The 16,313-nt window shown below is 46.8% G+C and carries 14 protein-coding genes; 8 read left to right on the forward strand and 6 right to left on the reverse strand.

Going from position 1 to position 16,313, the window contains the following annotated elements; genetic code table 11:
• Positions 1-114 precede the first annotated feature (114 nt).
• Positions 115-1,080, reverse strand: a complete 966-nt coding sequence (locus DXT99_RS03520) for a tryptophan 2,3-dioxygenase family protein (RefSeq protein WP_115564150.1) — start codon at positions 1,078-1,080, stop codon at positions 115-117.
• 383 nt (positions 1,081-1,463) lie between these two features.
• Here DXT99_RS03520 and sdaAB point away from each other — a divergent pair, with 383 nt between their 5' ends.
• Genes sdaAB through DXT99_RS03540 form a run of 4 tightly spaced genes read left to right on the forward strand, consistent with a single transcriptional unit; the run spans position 1,464 to position 6,017 of the window.
• Complete coding sequence (sdaAB, locus tag DXT99_RS03525) at positions 1,464-2,141, forward strand: L-serine ammonia-lyase, iron-sulfur-dependent subunit beta (RefSeq protein WP_115564151.1); 678 nt, start codon at positions 1,464-1,466, stop codon at positions 2,139-2,141.
• Between the two features lie 19 nt (positions 2,142-2,160).
• Positions 2,161-3,609: a TolC family protein gene (locus DXT99_RS03530; protein WP_246000433.1), complete on the forward strand. Its 1,449-nt coding sequence runs from the start codon at positions 2,161-2,163 to the stop codon at positions 3,607-3,609.
• Positions 3,610-3,615: 6 nt separating this feature from the next.
• Positions 3,616-5,007, forward strand: a complete 1,392-nt coding sequence (locus DXT99_RS03535; RefSeq protein WP_115564153.1) for an efflux RND transporter periplasmic adaptor subunit — start codon at positions 3,616-3,618, stop codon at positions 5,005-5,007.
• A 20-nt stretch (positions 5,008-5,027) separates the two neighbouring features.
• Positions 5,028-6,017, forward strand: a complete 990-nt coding sequence (locus tag DXT99_RS03540; protein ID WP_115564154.1) for an NAD(P)H-dependent glycerol-3-phosphate dehydrogenase — start codon at positions 5,028-5,030, stop codon at positions 6,015-6,017.
• 126 nt (positions 6,018-6,143) lie between these two features.
• Here the strand turns inward: DXT99_RS03540 and DXT99_RS03545 are convergent, their stop codons facing one another.
• Positions 6,144-6,677, reverse strand: coding sequence for a hypothetical protein (locus DXT99_RS03545; protein ID WP_115564155.1), 534 nt, complete (start codon positions 6,675-6,677; stop codon positions 6,144-6,146).
• Positions 6,678-6,994: 317 nt separating this feature from the next.
• On the opposite strand from DXT99_RS03545, the gene DXT99_RS03550 reads away from it, so the two are divergent.
• Both DXT99_RS03550 and DXT99_RS03555 read left to right on the forward strand, forming a co-directional pair.
• Positions 6,995-7,387: a (deoxy)nucleoside triphosphate pyrophosphohydrolase gene (locus tag DXT99_RS03550; protein WP_115564156.1), complete on the forward strand. Its 393-nt coding sequence runs from the start codon at positions 6,995-6,997 to the stop codon at positions 7,385-7,387.
• Positions 7,388-7,448: 61 nt separating this feature from the next.
• Positions 7,449-8,843 carry a methyltransferase RsmF C-terminal domain-like protein gene (locus tag DXT99_RS03555; protein ID WP_115564157.1) on the forward strand — a complete coding sequence of 465 codons (1,395 nt, stop codon included), beginning with the start codon at positions 7,449-7,451 and terminating at the stop codon, positions 8,841-8,843.
• 151 nt (positions 8,844-8,994) lie between these two features.
• Here DXT99_RS03555 and DXT99_RS03560 read toward each other — a convergent pair whose 3' ends face one another.
• From DXT99_RS03560 to pdxH, 4 genes are all read right to left on the reverse strand, one after another.
• Positions 8,995-10,179: a class I SAM-dependent rRNA methyltransferase gene (locus DXT99_RS03560; protein ID WP_115564158.1), complete on the reverse strand. Its 1,185-nt coding sequence runs from the start codon at positions 10,177-10,179 to the stop codon at positions 8,995-8,997.
• 89 nt (positions 10,180-10,268) lie between these two features.
• Positions 10,269-10,847: a Maf family nucleotide pyrophosphatase gene (locus DXT99_RS03565; protein ID WP_115564159.1), complete on the reverse strand. Its 579-nt coding sequence runs from the start codon at positions 10,845-10,847 to the stop codon at positions 10,269-10,271.
• Positions 10,813-12,111: a DUF1015 domain-containing protein gene (locus tag DXT99_RS03570; protein WP_115564160.1), complete on the reverse strand. Its 1,299-nt coding sequence runs from the start codon at positions 12,109-12,111 to the stop codon at positions 10,813-10,815. The genes DXT99_RS03565 and DXT99_RS03570 overlap by 35 nt, the downstream gene beginning before the upstream one ends.
• Before the next feature lie 47 nt (positions 12,112-12,158).
• Positions 12,159-12,809, reverse strand: coding sequence for a pyridoxamine 5'-phosphate oxidase (pdxH, locus tag DXT99_RS03575; RefSeq protein WP_115564161.1), 651 nt, complete (start codon positions 12,807-12,809; stop codon positions 12,159-12,161).
• Between the two features lie 581 nt (positions 12,810-13,390).
• Between pdxH and DXT99_RS03585 the strand changes: the two genes are divergently transcribed.
• Together DXT99_RS03585 and DXT99_RS03590 are read left to right on the forward strand one after the other, a co-directional pair.
• Positions 13,391-13,960, forward strand: a complete 570-nt coding sequence (locus DXT99_RS03585) for a YqgE/AlgH family protein (RefSeq protein WP_115564163.1) — start codon at positions 13,391-13,393, stop codon at positions 13,958-13,960.
• A 31-nt stretch (positions 13,961-13,991) separates the two neighbouring features.
• The gene (locus tag DXT99_RS03590; RefSeq protein WP_115564164.1) at positions 13,992-16,190 is read left to right on the forward strand and encodes a DUF349 domain-containing protein; all 2,199 of its coding nucleotides are present in this window, start codon (positions 13,992-13,994) and stop codon (positions 16,188-16,190) included.
• Positions 16,191-16,313: the final 123 nt, after the last annotated feature.

Raw genomic sequence — 16,313 nt, forward strand, 5'->3', positions numbered from 1 at the left:
CTTAAACCGATTGAATTGTTGATTCCTTATAGTTGATTGTTGCTCTAGAACAAGATTTATGTAGTAGTAGTTCTATATAGGCTGCAAAGGTATGTGCCTAAAAACCACCATCAATTAAACATCATCATTTAGAATCTTCTCAACCCATCCTTTGCCCCATTCCTCTACTTCCTGCGGTGTCCAGAGTTCAGGATAAAAGATACGCTTCTGGAAACGCGGAGGCAGGTATTTTTGCCAGTTGGTACCACCGGTAGCCGCTATAATTTCCGGATCTTTCTGCAGGTAACGAACAGCGGATTTATAATGCATCAGCGGCCAGTTCACGTTCACATTGCTATCGAGTGAGCGCAGGGCATTTGTGATTTGAGGATTCTGCTGGTCTTCTACCGGAAGCCGCTTATAAACAGACCATACATTCGTATGCTCATATTCCTTAGCAAACTGTATCAGTTGGCTTGTGTATTTTTCCTCAAACCGGAGCAGCGTCAGTGTTTTCGTGCCTGAAGCCACTTCCGTAGCACCTTCTTTCCAGTAAATGCAGCCAATCATCTCTTCCTGCGTACTTTGCAAACCCAGTGCCGCCCGCTTCGCTTTGTCCACGAGGTTGCGCAGATCGGTGGAGGCAATTTCGATCATGCGGTATTGCACCGATTGAAACCCACTGGCAGGCATGAGGGCCATCCGGAAGTGCAGGAACTGCTGCGGGTCCATGCCCTCCACCATCACATCAAAGGAACTGATCAGGTTATCGAAATAGCGGTTGATGCGCTTTAAGCGGCGCAGGAATATGTCGGTTGTTATCTCCCTGTCTTCAGCAATTTGCCTGTACTCTTCCAGGCAAAGCTTAAAGTATAGCTCTGTTATCTGGTGGTACATAATAAAGATTTTCTCATCCGGAATATTGGTGCGCGGATTCTGAAGGCTTAACAGTGTATCGAGGTGAATGTAGTCCCAGTAATTTAGGAAGTCAGTATAGTAAAGCCCTTCGAGGTAGGCGGCCAGGTTCTGGCCTAGCGGAACGTATTTCTCCTCCAGCCGCTTTAGCTGCTCCAGCACTTCCGGGTCAAATCTGTGCTCCATTTAAAGACGATTTGTGGTACGTGATTTTTGAACAACTACAAAGTACGTAAATCTCACCTTTGCCACCCAGCATGGGTTTAAATAATTTCCCCTATCCAAAAAATGGTGTATCTTCATGTTGAGGCAACCAACTGCAAAAAAATTGCATCCTTAGTACATAGTGAAGCAGGAAAATAGGTAAGACGCCTGGAAGTTTTGTGAGAAACCAGAAGAAAACTCTCTCCTTCAATAGATTTGTCTCTTTATTAGTGGAGGCTGCTCCTTGTTTTGTAGATGGAAATGCGGTGTTGGTAGAATTAAATCTAAATAAACTTTTTAATAATGCAAAACTCTTAGTTTCTTGCTAAATTTGATTTTTGCGATATTATTACGGGAGCAAGGGTATGGCTGAGAAAAGCAGCGTTTTTGATATGATTGGGCCTGTCATGATTGGCCCCTCCAGTTCGCACACGGCAGGAGTGGTACGGATAGCCCGGGCTGCTATCAGGTTGCTAGGTGCCGCACCGGAAGAGGCTATCATTACTTTTTATAATTCATTTGCCCGCACCTACGAGGGCCACGGCAGCGATCGCGCCATTGTGGCTGGGCTTCTTGACTTCAAGACAGATGACAAGCGAATCAAAGATGCTTTTGAGCATGCAGTGGAACGTGGGCTGAAATATACTTTTAAATCGGTAGGCAATTCTTCTACCATGCACCCCAACACTATTAAGCTAAATCTTAAAGCAGATGGCCGCGAGGTAGAAGTAATAGGGCAGAGCCGTGGAGGTGGGGTTATCAAAATTGTAGAAGTTGATGGCTTTGCTGCTAACTTTTCGGCAACACTGCATACTTTGATCATAGACGCGGAGGATGTGACAGGCAGTATTGCTTTTATCGCCTCGGTACTGGCACATGACCAGTGTAATATAGCCACCATGAGCGTGTCAAGAAAAGGACGGAATGAGCTTGCCCGGCAGTTTATAGAGATGGATTCAGGTATCAAACCCATTACCCTGGAGTACCTGCGGCAACTAGACTGGGTAAAGCATGTAATCTATATTCCCAATATCGATCTATAATTATATCACTATGAAAAAAATGTCTAAAAAGCTGCTTCTGGTCATTGGCCTGTCTTTAACAGGCATGGCTGGAGCTATGGCTCAGCAGCAGGGAGCGGGATCCGACAATGTCTGGTCGCTGGAGGAGGCTGTGAGTTATGCAAGGGCAAACAACCTTCAGGTGAGACGTAGCATGCTAACTAATGAATTAGCTAGAACAGATCTCACACAGTCAAAGTTTGGACGCTTGCCTTCCATAACCGGCGGGTCCTCTTACAACTTTAACTTCGGTACTTATGTGGATCCGACGACATCTGAACTGCGTTCTGAGGAAAGCCGCACGAACAACTGGCAGTTAAATGCAAACCTCCCTTTGTTTGCGGGGTTTCAGCAGGTAAACACCATTAAGCAAAACGAAATTGAACTGAGGGCCAGCGAGCAGGACGTGCTGTCAGCGCAAAATGACATTACCATTCAAATTATCAACTCGTATCTGAACATCCTCTTTGCTGATGAGCTCATAAAAATTTCACAGCAAACGAAAGATTTAACCCAGCAGCAACTAGACCGCACCAGGATTCTTTTTAAGGCCGGCAGCGTGGCAGAGAACGCCGTGCTGGACCTGGAATCGCAGTTAGCTGCAGATGACCTAGAACTAATTAACGCACAGAATCAGCGCGATTTTTCACGCCTCACCCTCATGCAGGTGTTAAATCTTCCTTCTTCTGATGATTTCCGGATTGTAGTGCCAGAAATTCCAGAACCAGATCAGGACCCTGTGCTGATAAACGGGCAGCAGGTATATGAAGTGGCGCTACAGACACTACCAGCCATACAGGGAGCGGACCTTCGGGTGCTAAGTGCTGCAAGAGGATTGGAAGTGGCAAGAGGAGCTTATTATCCGCGGCTGTCCATGTTTGCGGGATATAATACCTTTTATTCGAGTGCGAGGGACTTCCGCTTTCCGATTGAAGGCGTTTTGCAGCCATCTCCTATTGGTTTCACAGATTCTCAAGGAACAAACCCCTTCATTGTTTATACTCCTGTCACCAGAAGAGAAACCTATGCTTATCTTGATCAATTGAAAGATGGAGTAGGTAAGAACTTCGGCTTCTCGTTGCAGGTGCCTATCTTCAACGGGATGCAGGTACGCAGCAATGTACAACGGGCAAAATTACAGCAACGGGATGCTCAACTAAATGCTGATATTGCCCGTAACAACCTGCGCCAGACGATAGAGCAGGCTTATGTGGATGCTGTAGCCGCCCAACGCAGGTATTCCTCTGCAAAAGAGCAGCTGAGGGCCGCTGAGAAAAACTACAGCAATGCGCAGCTAAGGCTGAACAGTGGTGTAATCAACACCGTTGACTTCAACATTATTGCGAATACCTATCGCGCTGCCCAATCCAACCTGATGCAGGCGAAGTATGAGTATACATTTAAACTTAAGGTCTTGGACTTCTATCAAGGCGAAGATATATCTTTCTAAAAAACCATGGCTAAAAGAAAATCAAAGTTAATTCCTATTCTGATCGCAGTACTTGTATTTGTGCTTGTGGGTGTTGTAGTCGCTAAAAAAGCAGGCTGGATAGGACAAGACGAAGGCACTGAAGTTATGCTTGCCGAAGCAAAAAGAACTGAGATTGTAGAAAAGGTAAGTGCATCCGGTAAAATACAACCGGAAACAGAAGTTAAAATCAGCCCGGACGTATCCGGAGAAATCACTGAACTGCATGTAGAAGAAGGAGACTCTGTTATAAAAGGACAGTTACTGCTTCGTATCCGCCCTGATAACTATCAGTCAATGGTGGATGCACAAGAAGCATCGGTTAATTCACAGCGTGCCAACCTGGCCCAATCCAAAGCCAGACTGGCGCAGGCAGAGGCTAACCTTTTACAGATCGAGCAAAACTTTGATCGTAACAAGCCTTTGTTTGACCAGAAGGTGATTTCAGAATCAGAGTGGCAGCAGATTAAAGCTAACTATGAGTCTGCGCGCCAGGAGGTGGCATCGTTGCGTCAGAGTGTTCGTGCTGCTGAGTACAATGTAGAGAATGCCCAGGCCTCCTTAAAAGATGCACGTGAAAACCTGAATAAAACCACTATTTACTCGCCTGTAAGCGGCACTGTATCTAAGTTAAATGTGGAGCAGGGCGAGCGCGTGGTAGGTACCTCACAAATGGCCGGTACTGAAATCATGAGTATCGCCAATTTGAACAACATGGAGGTACGCGTGAACGTGAATGAGAACGACATTATCCGGGTAGAGCTTGGTGACTCAGTGATGGTAGACGTAGATTCTTATGCCAGCCGGGATGAGAAGTTTAAAGGCGTTGTAACGGCTATTGCCAACACAGCGAAAGACGCGACCACCCTGGAGGCTGTAACTGAGTTTGAAGTGCGCATCCGCCTCATCAACGACTCCTATAGCCACCTTACCGCTCAAACCAGCCGCCCTTTCAGGCCGGGAATGACCGCTTCTGTTGAAATTATAACAGAAAGAAAACCTAATGTTTTATCTGTACCTTTGTCTGCGGTAACAACACGTTCTCCAGGTGTAGCTGGGCCGGGTTCAAGCCCTGAGGCAGAAGAAGGGGAAGAAGGGCAGCAGCAACAACAGAATGTTCCTCCTGCTACACCGCCTGCACAGGTAGAGGAAGTTGTTTTTACCTATAACAGCGCCACAAACACAGTTGAGACTGTTAATGTTAAAACCGGTATCAGTGACTTTGAAAACATCGAAATAATCAGCGGGCTGGAGCCGGGGCAGAAAATAGTGGCAGGTCCTTTCAGGGCAGTATCACAGACGCTGAACGACGGTGCTAAAGTAGCTGTGAAAGACGAAGCAACCCTGAACAAGCAGGCAATTGCCGCTGACACTCAATAGGAATAACCTAAAACACACCCTTGGAAAAAGTAGCAGTATTGGGAGGAGGTAGCTGGGCTACAGCCATTGTAAAAATTCTCTCAGAAAATAAATCTCAGGTACATTGGTGGATGCGCAACAGGAATGACGTGCAGCACCTGATAAGTTACAAACATAATCCGCGTTACCTCAGCCAGGTATCGTTTGATTTAAATTATGTAAATCCTTCTTCTGATATACAGGCAGTGCTTGCTGCCGCTGATTGGGTAATATTGGCAGTGCCAGCCGCATTCGTGCGGCTGGCACTTGCTGATTTAGCAGAGGATGCACTGCAAGGCAAGGTGGTTGTATCAGCAATTAAAGGCATGATACCAGAGGAGAATGTGCTGATTACTGATTATGTGGAGCGCACCTATCAGGTGCCAGATTCGCACCAACTCGTTATTGCCGGCCCTTGCCATGCCGAGGAAGTGGCCTTAGAAAAGCAATCGTATCTCACCATCGGGTCGCATAACATGGCAGCAGCAGAACATTTCTGCGAACTGCTCCGAAATCGCTATGTGAAAGCTAACCCACTTGATGACCTGGACGGAATAGAATATTGCGCCGTAATGAAAAACATCATTGCCATGGCCTGTGGAATAGCACGTGGCCTGAATTATGGCGATAATTTTCAGGCGGTGCTGGTATCAAACGCGATGTTTGAGATCGAACGTTTCCTGGATGCAATTATGCCCATTCACCGCGACCTCAGCGGGTCCGCTTATTTAGGGGATCTGTTGGTTACAGCTTATTCACAGTTTAGCCGTAACCGCACGTTTGGTAACATGATTGGACGAGGGTACACCGTAAAGTCAGCCCAGATAGAGATGAACATGGTGGCAGAAGGATATTATGCGGTGCAGAGCATTTTCGAACTTAACAAAAAGCTTAAAGTTGACATGCCTATTACCAATGCGGTATATCATGTATTATATGAACGCATAGCGCCAGCCGTTGAATTTGAAATTCTGAAAGACAAATTCAAATAAAAGAAAGAGGCATGGCAAAACCCGATGTTGAACGCTGCTGAGTGCCAGAATAGGTTAGAACAGGTTTTGGGATCTTTAGCTTAAAGCAGTATAAGATTACTTTTCAATACGAACAGAGCACATTTGCTAAGATGCAGATGTGCTCTGTTTGTTTAACCTACTCTTACGAAGCATAGTATAATCACCTAAAGCTCTGTAAACAGAAATCACAGTTACCGCCCCAGCCACCGAACCCGCATGGAGCAAGAAAATGACCATATACTCCTGGTATGGCACCTGTTCTACTTGAATCAGCCGGAATAAAAAGAGCGTAAGGGAAGCCATTAAAACACCTGCCAAGCCAAGCATGAATGCCCTTTGCAGGAGAAACTTAGGAAGTCTGTCAATGAGTGTTTGGCTTTTGAGGTGCCAGTGCAGTGGCAGCACTTTTTTAGCCAGCAAGGCCTTGTGTGTTAACTTTGTGGCAATCATGCTTAAAATAAAGCCCAGAGCAAAGCTGAAAGTAAGAAGTTCGGTAGAGAGGCTTTTCTGCCCCCAGAGAGGCACCATTTCTGCACGATGCCCCAGCACCTGCATCAGCAGCACACTCAGCAAGCCTGTGGCCAGCACTAACCAGCCTCCAATGCGAAAAAGAAACCTGTAATTTATGCTGATAGTCATGTGCTGGTTTAATGGAGCAAAGGATTCTGACCTGGAGTATAAATAAGTTTTAATCTGATAACGCACTATTGCAGTTCAAAGTAGAAAGCATAAGATATGCTATCATGGCTTTTGCACAATTAATATACTGAATTTTAATTAAATGTATTATAAAATTTTCTCATATAAGATTATTTATGTGGTTTTCTAAACAACTTATAGCTTTCTGTTTCAGATTATTGCTGAATACAACTAAAAGTCACCTGCATGTTTTCCTGGTAGGCATACCGAACTTGTTGTTGGAGCCGACTGATTTCATTTATAATTTTTAGATAAGGATGCTAAAAGTAACGTGTGCCATTATAGAACATGAAAACAGGGTGCTGGTAACGCAACGCGGTGAAGCGATGCCTGATCCACTGCTGTGGGAGTTTCCGGGAGGTAAAATGGAGCCAGGCGAAACAGAAGAAGAATGCCTGGCGCGGGAAATAAAAGAAGAATTGAACATAACCATACAGCCCCTACAAAGGCTGACTCCCGTGTTGCATCGTACCCAAACGAAGACGATAGAGCTAATTCCTTACATTTGTACCCTGAGGAGAGGTGACATCAAACTGCTGGAGCACCGTGATTATAAGTGGTCTTTAGCTACAGACCTCCATAGGTATAACTGGTGCCTTCCCGATTTGCCTGTTGTAGAAGAATACCTTCGGTTGCGGGAGTACACATAGGTACTTTTCTAAATTGGCTGTATTTTCATCTGCATCAAAATAGCCGTACCTTTAACTTATTATGCAATTCCCTACCTCTTTTACAGAACGCATGCAGCGGCTTCTGGGCAGTGACTACGATCAATTTGTGGCAGCGCTGCAGCAGGCGCCGCCGACAAGTGTACGCCTCAATCCCGCTAAGACATCTGCCAGGCCAGCTTTACCCCAGGTGCCTTGGGCAAAGCATGGCTATTATTTATCGGAGCGCCCCTCTTTTACGCTGGACCCGCTGTTGCATGCCGGCACCTATTACGTGCAGGAGGCTAGCTCCATGTTCTTAGAACAGGCCCTGAAGCAGGTAGTGAACCTGGAACAGCCACTACATGTGCTGGATTTATGTGGCGCCCCTGGCGGCAAATCTACCCATCTTGCCAGCTTGATTTCTCCGGATAGCCTACAGGTGTCGAATGAAGTGATTAGGAGCAGAGCCTCCATCCTGGCAGAAAACGTGGCCAAGTGGGGGAGTGGTAATGTGCTGGTCACCAGCAATGACCCCAGGGACTTTGGCAGGTTGCAGGACTTCTTCGATGTGATGGTGGTAGATGCCCCTTGTAGCGGCGAGGGCATGTTCCGGAAAGATCCTCAGGCCATAAATGAATGGTCAGAAGATAATGTAAACCTTTGTGCGCAGCGACAGCAGCGGATTCTGATGGATGTATGGGGTGCTTTAAAACCGGGAGGAATCTTGATTTACAGTACATGCACCTGGAATGAGCAGGAAAATGAAGAAAATATAGCATGGCTGGCTGAACAGGAGCAGGCAGAATCTCTAAAGCTGACCTTGCAACCCGAGTGGGGCGTTGTGCCTACACAGCTAAAGGGAATTGAAGGATACCGCTTTTATCCGCACCGCGCCCAGGGAGAAGGCTTCTTTATGGCTGTAGTTCGCAAAGCAGGCGAAGCCGAAGAAGCGGTTTCTCATGGCAAAAAGAAGAAGTATAAGCTGACTTTGGCCGGAAAAAAGGAGCAGACGCTGGTACAGGACTGGCTCATAAACCCGGATGAGTTTACCTGGATACAGCATGGTGATATTATCTCTGCCATCCCTGCAAACTTGTTTGAGGCCGCCGATAGAGTGTTCCAGAGCCTATATGTAATTTACGCGGGCACCGAGATAGCGGAAGTGAAAGGTAAGAAGCTAAAACCATTGCAAGGTCTTGCATTGTCGCAACACCTGAATAAAGGTGCCTTTGAAACGGCTGAACTGGATTTAGAGCAGGCACTCCGTTACCTTCGCAAGGAAGATATCAGCTTAGGAACAAGTGGCAACGACTGGCTTCTGCTTCAGTACAAAAACATTCCCCTTGGATGGGCAAAGCAGGTGGGTAACCGCATGAATAATTATTTTCCAAAGGAATGGCGAATCAGAATGGAGCTACCGCAGGAATTATCTTCTTTTGAAATACTGAATGGTTAACAGGTTAGGAGCTAATTATAAATTGTTAGCTCCTGATAATTATCATTCCGAACGTAGTGATTAATCTATACTAATTATTATAAAGATTAATAACTACGTTCGGAATTAATTAAAAGAATGTGACGGAAAGGTTATAAAAGCCCCTTTTAAATTACTGAACAAACAGCACTAAACCTTTCAGGTACTCCCCCTCCGGGTGAAAAATAGAGATAGGGTGGTCTGCGGGCTGGGAGAGGTGGTGCATGATTTTGATGTTGCGCCCTGCTTCTATGGCAGCTGCCATAACCGTGCTGTTGAACAGGTATTTATCTACTACCTGTGAGCAGGAGAAGGTAAATAGTATACCTCCCGGCTTTATTTTTTTCATCGCCTCCGCATTCAGGCGCTTGTATCCCATCAGGGCATTGTGTCGTACCTTCTGGCTTTTGGCAAAGGCAGGCGGATCCAGAATGATGACATCGTACATTTCCTCTTTACCCTTCAGAAACTCGAAGGTGTCAACGGCAAAAGCCTCGTGCCGCTCCGGTGCCTGGCTCAGGTCACCGTTTTTTATAGTAAGCTCAATAGCTTTTTTAGATACATCTACGGAGTGTACTTCTTTTGCACCCGCATTCAGGGCATAAACAGAGAAGCCTCCGGTGTAGCAAAAGGTATTCAGCACTGACTTGTCCTTTACGTAACGGGCCAGCAAATCCCTGTTCTCGCGCTGGTCTATAAAAAAGCCAGTTTTCTGCCCGCTTTCCCAGTCCACAAAAAACTGGTGCTCATTCTCTGTTACCACTACGCCGCCAGTAGACTCCCCATACAGGTAACCGTTTACTGCGTCAACTGGTGACTTTGCCGAAAGCGATTCAGCACTTTTATCATATATGGCCCTCAGTTTGTTGCCGTATATTTCCTGCAGTGCATTGGCTATATGCTCCCGCACCTGGTACATGCCCAGGGTATGGGTTTGGATCACAGCCGTATCTTTGTAGAAATCAACTATCAAACCGGACACGCCATCACCTTCTGCATAAATCAGGCGGTAAACGTCTGTATGCGGATTGTCTATCAGGCCTAGTCGGGAACGATAGTCATAGGCCTGCTGAACTTTTCCTTTCCAGAAAGTATAATCCGGCGTTACCTGCTCAAAGGAAAAGATGCGTACAGCAATGGAGCCCGGTGCCCAGTGGCCCATTCCCAGGAACTCATGTTTACTGGAGTACACTTCCACTATATCACCTTCTGCCGGTTCTCCATCTGCTTTTCTGATAGCACCCGAAAACACCCAAGGGTGCTGGCGTTTTAATGAATGCTCCTTGCCTGGAGCCAAATATAATTGAATAAAAGACATGCTTTTAATGTGCTAATGCTAAATGATGTGACAAATATCGGTTGAGACTGACAAAATTGTTTGTGAAGGCTGCATATGAAACCAGCACATCAACTAATCAACCCTAACGCTTTCAACTGAGTGTATAGTTTCTGCACCGGAAGGCCGACTACATTAAAGTAGGAGCCTTCAATTCTTTCGATTCCTATCATGCCAATCCACTCCTGTATGCCGTAAGCGCCTGCCTTGTCGAAGGGCTGGAAATTTCGGATATAATAGTCAATTTCTGTCTTTGTCAGCTTTTTAAAAAACACTTTAGTGATGTCATGAAAAACGGCTTTTTGCTCTTTTATAAGGACACAGACACCCGTTATTACCTCGTGCGATGTTCCGGACAAAGCGCTCAGCATTTCAAAGGCTTCTTCGTAGTTAGCAGGCTTATTCAGGATACGCTCCCCGAGGCAAACAATGGTGTCGGCGGTGAGTAATATCTCGTTCTGCAAATCGTGTTGGTAAGCATCTGCTTTATGCGAAGCAAGGTACTCCGCGACCTCCGCCCGTTTCAGGTGTTCCGGGAAATCCTCGTTTACTTCCTTTACTCTTATTTTAAACTCTAAACCAAGCCCGGCCAGCAGTTCTTTGCGGCGGGGGGAGTTAGAGGCAAGCAGCAGGGGCCGTGATAAATTCATCTTCTTTGATGGAGCTAAATAAGAAACCACTAATAACTTTAGGATAGAAAAAGGTTGACTTCTGAGGCATGATGGCTCCACTGTGGCAAACGCGTTTCACCTGATCCATGGTAATCTCGTTCGTAATCAGCGCCAGCCTTGCCTCACCCGAATCCACCTGCCTGATGCAGGAGGTGAAGCTGCGTACGTAGCTTAAGTCTTCGTAGTCGCGTTGCGCCATCCGGTAAATGCCCAGCACTTTCTCAAAAATAAAATAATGCATCACTGTTAAGTCAAGGTTCTTGACCTCAGCCGGAAAGTTCCAGTCTATTTGCCCGTGCACTTCTGGTTTCAGGCGCAGTTTGTAGGCATTTCCGCTTAGAAATAGGCCAAAAGCCCACTGCTTACCAGCAATCACCTCGTTCAGTTCCAGCGGGTCTTCCTTCGGAATAATGGTGAAATAGCTACTTAGTTCTTTCAGGAATTCCTCATCTGTTATCTCCATCTGTTTCAGCACCCGATGCGTGGGCAAAATGCGCAGGTCATCGTGCTCGGAGTTTGTCAGGTACATGAGGTGGTAATTGTATGGTTCTAATCCGGTGTGGTTTGGATTCTGCGCCATTTGCTTTTTGCGGTACTCCAGTGAGCCTTCATAGCGGTGATGCCCATCAGCGAGCAGAATCTGCTTCCCATGCAGCGTATCCACGAAAAGCCGGATAATTTCATGGTCATGAATTACTGCCATCACATCCCGCACTCCTTGGTAATCTTCAGTCTCATAAAGTGGTGATCGGATGCTTTCGTCCAGGTAAGGCTCCAGTATAAAGGCCTCATCGGTATAAAGCCCATGCGTGGGGCTTGTATTCATTTCCGTCTCCTCCAGCAGCGCAATCCGGTCGTTAACAGCAGCGGGAATGGTGTTTTCGTGCCGAAGCAAAATGCCCTCTTTCCAGTCATAGGCTTTAATATTGCAGATAAAGCCTTTCCGCACATGTTCTTTGTCATTACCTGGTAAACGGAAATATTGGTAATACACATAAATCCCTGGCAAGTGGTCCTGCAGCAGCACGCCCTTGTCTTTCCATTGTTGCATCAGAATGGCTGCCTCCTGCGCAGGATTCTCGCCAAGTGGCACAGACAAGTGTATGCTGTTGATGGGATTGCGGTACAGCGCCTGCCGCTGCTTTTCAGAAACCACATCAAACAAAGGTGCCGTCAGTTCATCTATTTTGTCAGACAGGGTGTCGTTGTAGCGCCAGGCGCGGAGGGGTAGTATTTCAGCCATTAATGTTGTTGTTGATATGTAGAGAAAGAAGCCTTCAGATACTTCCTTCAGGGGGCAAGCCTTATGATTTTCCAGCTTTCTTCCTGCTGCTCATACACAATGCGATCGTGCAGGCGATTCGGGCGGCCTTGCCAGAATTCTATGCGCTCCGGCTGCAGCTGATAGCCTCCCCAATGCGGGGGGCGTGGTATCAATTCTGAGGTGGCATACTTCTCCGAAAGTTTTTTATCTGCTTCTTCAAGCACGCTGCGACTTTCTACCTCCTGGCTTTGGGGAGAGGCACAGGCGCCAATCTGGCTGCCTTTCGGGCGGCTGTGGAAGTATTTGTCCGACACCTCGGGCGCCACTTTCACCACTTTCCCCTCTATTCGCACCTGGCGCTCCAGTGCCGGCCAGAAAAAAGTAATTGCGGCAAAAGGCTTTTCGTTCAGTTCCCGGCCTTTTCGGCTATCGTAGTTAGTGAAAAAAGTAAATCCTAGTGCCGATACATCTTTCAGCAGCACAACACGGGCAGACGGCTTTCCTACGGCATTCACAGTAGACAGCACCATGGCGGTGGGTTCTTCAGCCTTAGCCGCTATGGCCTCCTCCAGCCACACGTCAAACTGACTTATCGGGTCTCCTGAAACAGACTCCTCAGAAAGCGCCTGCTTTGAGTAGTTGTTTCTTATATCCGCAAGATTATGAGTTAAAGCCATACTTTTAAGATTTGAATCAAAATTATAAAATTATCTGCTGTCTCTAAACTTATTTGTGCCGGCAGGTCTGCCTCATAGCAAAGTGAAGTGCTATTGTACAACCAGACAACGTATGTTTTTAAGCTAAACGGAGCTGTTTTTCTCGCAACAGCGCTACTTATACTTTCAGAAAGAGCCTTATAGGAAACATAAAACATCAATTCAGGCTTAATAAAAGCTAAATGCGAACATGCCCATACTGCTCTAAACCGACTTTTTTGTCACTTTCAAGGAAAAATTTGCTCCCTATGGCATCTTGGTTTATCTGTATTCGACCATATTTGCTGCTTTGCGTAAGAATGATAAAAGCTTTAACTTAAAGAAATCAGCATTGTTTAAGCCTGATGTTCCTTAATTACACTTAGAGCTTGTTTTTCATTTTGTTTTTGATGCGCACATGCGTGTTTTTAGTTTCTGACGGGGATTAGTATAAATGGGATAGCAAAACAGTTGCAAAAGCACTAGCTGTGGTCAGGTTCTAAAGGCGCTGTTTTGCAGCACAAAAAGAAAGGCGGAACAAGCTCTTTTCAGCGCGTCGATTCATGGAAGATAAAAGTCTAATAAAGCCTCAAAACGGCAGCTTACTTATCTCAGAGCCTTTTCTGGGAGATCCTAACTTTGAGCGGACGGTCATACTTATTTGTAACCACGACGAAGAGGAGGGTACATTTGGGTTGGTACTAAACCGCACCTCTAATTTGAAGTTGTCGGATGTAATTGATGTTTACAACGAAGCCTTCGATGCAGAGTTAGGCGTAGGCGGGCCTGTGCAGTACAACACCTTGCACTATGTACACCGCCTGCAAAGCCTGCCACAAGCAGTGAAGCTGGATGACGGACTTTACTGGGGTGGTGATTTCGAATTGCTGCGTACCATGATAGGGGCCGGATTGGTAAATACAGAAGATATTAAGTTCTTTTTGGGGTACTCCGGCTGGACTGCAGGCCAGCTACAGGAAGAAATAGATAAAAATGTTTGGATTGTAAACAACGATGCTGCGAATAAATTATTTAATTTGGATTCTGATACCCTTTGGCGCAGTGTTTTGCGTGAAATGGGAGGAAAATTCAAGGTGCTTTCAAATTACCCTACAGACCCGCGCCTGAATTGAGCACGTGTTATCTGTACTAAAGAATGTTGACATGACTACTGAAAATAACCAAATGGACACTACCGGAGCAGAGGCTAACAAACCTGAAAACCAGCAAAACGCTGGCACGCCTAATAGCATTCTGGAACAAAGGCTAGCTGACATAAATGCACGTAAACAAAGCGAACCGCAGCCAGATGAGGCGGCACCGAAAGAAGAACAGCCGGAAATGAAGCCAAATCTGACTTCCGAAAAAGAAGCCGATGAGGTTGAAGCAATTACGGAGGCCTTTGCTGAGGCGAACACTGATGTCAGAGACACAGAGACACCTGAAGAAGCCGCTATGCAGGAAGTCACTGCACCGGAGCAACAGGCTGCTTCTGCTGAACAGGACCCTGTAAAGGAGTATGCGCCTGAGCCAGACGCCGGTAAAGAGCTTGAAGCTGCCACGCCAGATTTACTTGACAAGCCTACCCCGGCTGCTGCCACAGGCGCCGCTACACAACACCACGAGGAAGAGGAGGAAGAAGAAGAAGAAACAGTTGATTACAGTCTGCTCTCTTTAGATGAGCTCCGCCAGCAGTTACAGACGGTGCTGAAGGGGTCAGATGCTATGAAGCAGAACAGGGTAATTAATGAACTGCACCGCCACTACGATCAGAAGTTCCAGGCGGAGCGTTATGAAGCCCTCGAAAGGTTTAAGCAGGAGGGTGGCACGGAGGATGATTTTGCCTATAGTACCTCCAAGGAGCATCAGGACCTGGAGAAACTGCTTTCCGCCTACCGCGAGGCCCGGCATCAGCAGCGCCAGAACGTAGAGGAGCAGCGCCAGCGTAACCTGGAGCGCAAGGAGCAACTGCTGACCCAGCTACGGCAACTGGTGGAGTCTGCTGAAACAAAGAACAGTAGCGATGAGGTGAAAAAACTGCAGGCAGAATGGAAGTCGATAGGGCCGGTGCCAGCCGGTGAAGCCCAGGAGCAATGGGATTCGTACCACGCCCTGCTCGACATCTTCTACAACAACCGCAGCATGTTCTTCGAAATGAAGGAGCTGGACCGCAAACGAAATCTGGATGCTAAAATTCATCTGGTGGAGCGTGCCGAAGCACTTAAGGAAGAACAATCTATAAACAAGGCTTTGCAGGAACTGCGCCACCTGCACGAAGAATGGAAAAACATAGGCCCTGTGCCCAATGATCAGCGGGACCCAATCTGGGAACGGTTTATTCAAGCCTCAGAACAAGTACATGAGCGCCGCAGGGCCTACCATGGGGAGCGCAACCAGCGTGAACTGGAGAACCTTACCAAAAAGCGCGCACTGCTGGAGCGTCTGCAGGAGTATACTGATTTCAAGACAGAACGCATAAACGAATGGCGTGACAAGACAGATGAGATACAGAAGCTGAAAGAAGAATGGGATGCGGCTGGTCTTGTGCCGAAAGAGCATGCCGAAGAGGTGAACAAGAACTTCTGGGGCAACTACAAAGCGTTTTTCCAGCATAAAAATCAGTTCTTTAAAGCACTGGACGAGCAGAAGATGCAAAACCTGCGCCTGAAAACAGAGCTGTGCGAAGAAGCCGAAAGCCTGAAGGACAGCACCGACTGGAACTCCACCAAAGAGAAGCTGATACAGCTACAGAAAAAGTGGAAGACAATTGGGCGTGTGCCTGATAAGCACTCAGATAAAATCTGGCAGCGTTTCCGTGCCGCCTGTAACGAGTTTTTTGACAGGAAGCAGTCCAGTGAGCAAAGCAAGAGTGCAGAGTTGGAGAAGCTTTCCGCAGAAAAAGCAGAGTTGTGCGACAGGATAGCTGAAAAACTGGCTATACCAACTACCGTTGGCTCAATGCTAGAGTATGAGGCGTTTGTTACAGAGTGGCGTGCCCTGGATACGGATAAGCGGCGCAGTAGCCCGAAAGTAGAAGAAAAGTTTATGGCCCTGATCGAGAAATACCTGGAGCGTGTGCCGGCACTTAGCCTGCAGGAAAGAAACGATTTGCTTGTAAAGCTGCAGGTAGAACGCATTAAACATAGCCCGGATGCCGGCCAAAAGCTACAGCAGCGTGAGCAGCACATACGCCGTGAGATAACACACCTGCAGAATGACATACAGACCCTGCGCACCAACATAGAATTTTTTGGCCGTTCTAAAAACGCCGATAAACTGCGCCAGGAGTATGAGGGAAAGATTGCGGATGCACAAAAGCGAATAGAACAGTTGCAGCACCAGCTGCAGGCGTTCAGAGGGTAAAAATTTCCCTCTGAGCCTCAAATCCTTAGCAGATGCAACAGATTTTTTTTAGAATAGCTGTTGCATGCTATAAATCTTCACCATACTTTTGCAACGCTTTAACACAATAAAGCACATCAAAAG

Source organism: Pontibacter diazotrophicus (genome assembly GCF_003367245.1).
Classification (GTDB): Bacteria; Bacteroidota; Bacteroidia; order Cytophagales; family Hymenobacteraceae; genus Pontibacter; species Pontibacter diazotrophicus.

Coding starts and splice junctions, on each gene's coding strand:
- DXT99_RS03520 (WP_115564150.1), bottom strand. CDS start 1,080: ATGGAGCACAGATTTGACCCGGAAGTGCTGGAGCAGCTAAAGCGGCTG.
- sdaAB (WP_115564151.1), top strand. CDS start 1,464: ATGGCTGAGAAAAGCAGCGTTTTTGATATGATTGGGCCTGTCATGATT.
- DXT99_RS03530 (WP_246000433.1), top strand. CDS start 2,161: ATGTCTAAAAAGCTGCTTCTGGTCATTGGCCTGTCTTTAACAGGCATG.
- DXT99_RS03535 (WP_115564153.1), top strand. CDS start 3,616: ATGGCTAAAAGAAAATCAAAGTTAATTCCTATTCTGATCGCAGTACTT.
- DXT99_RS03545 (WP_115564155.1), bottom strand. CDS start 6,677: ATGACTATCAGCATAAATTACAGGTTTCTTTTTCGCATTGGAGGCTGG.
- DXT99_RS03550 (WP_115564156.1), top strand. CDS start 6,995: ATGCTAAAAGTAACGTGTGCCATTATAGAACATGAAAACAGGGTGCTG.
- DXT99_RS03555 (WP_115564157.1), top strand. CDS start 7,449: ATGCAATTCCCTACCTCTTTTACAGAACGCATGCAGCGGCTTCTGGGC.
- DXT99_RS03560 (WP_115564158.1), bottom strand. CDS start 10,179: ATGTCTTTTATTCAATTATATTTGGCTCCAGGCAAGGAGCATTCATTA.
- DXT99_RS03565 (WP_115564159.1), bottom strand. CDS start 10,847: ATGAATTTATCACGGCCCCTGCTGCTTGCCTCTAACTCCCCCCGCCGC.
- DXT99_RS03570 (WP_115564160.1), bottom strand. CDS start 12,111: ATGGCTGAAATACTACCCCTCCGCGCCTGGCGCTACAACGACACCCTG.
- pdxH (WP_115564161.1), bottom strand. CDS start 12,809: ATGGCTTTAACTCATAATCTTGCGGATATAAGAAACAACTACTCAAAG.
- DXT99_RS03585 (WP_115564163.1), top strand. CDS start 13,391: ATGGAAGATAAAAGTCTAATAAAGCCTCAAAACGGCAGCTTACTTATC.
- DXT99_RS03590 (WP_115564164.1), top strand. CDS start 13,992: ATGACTACTGAAAATAACCAAATGGACACTACCGGAGCAGAGGCTAAC.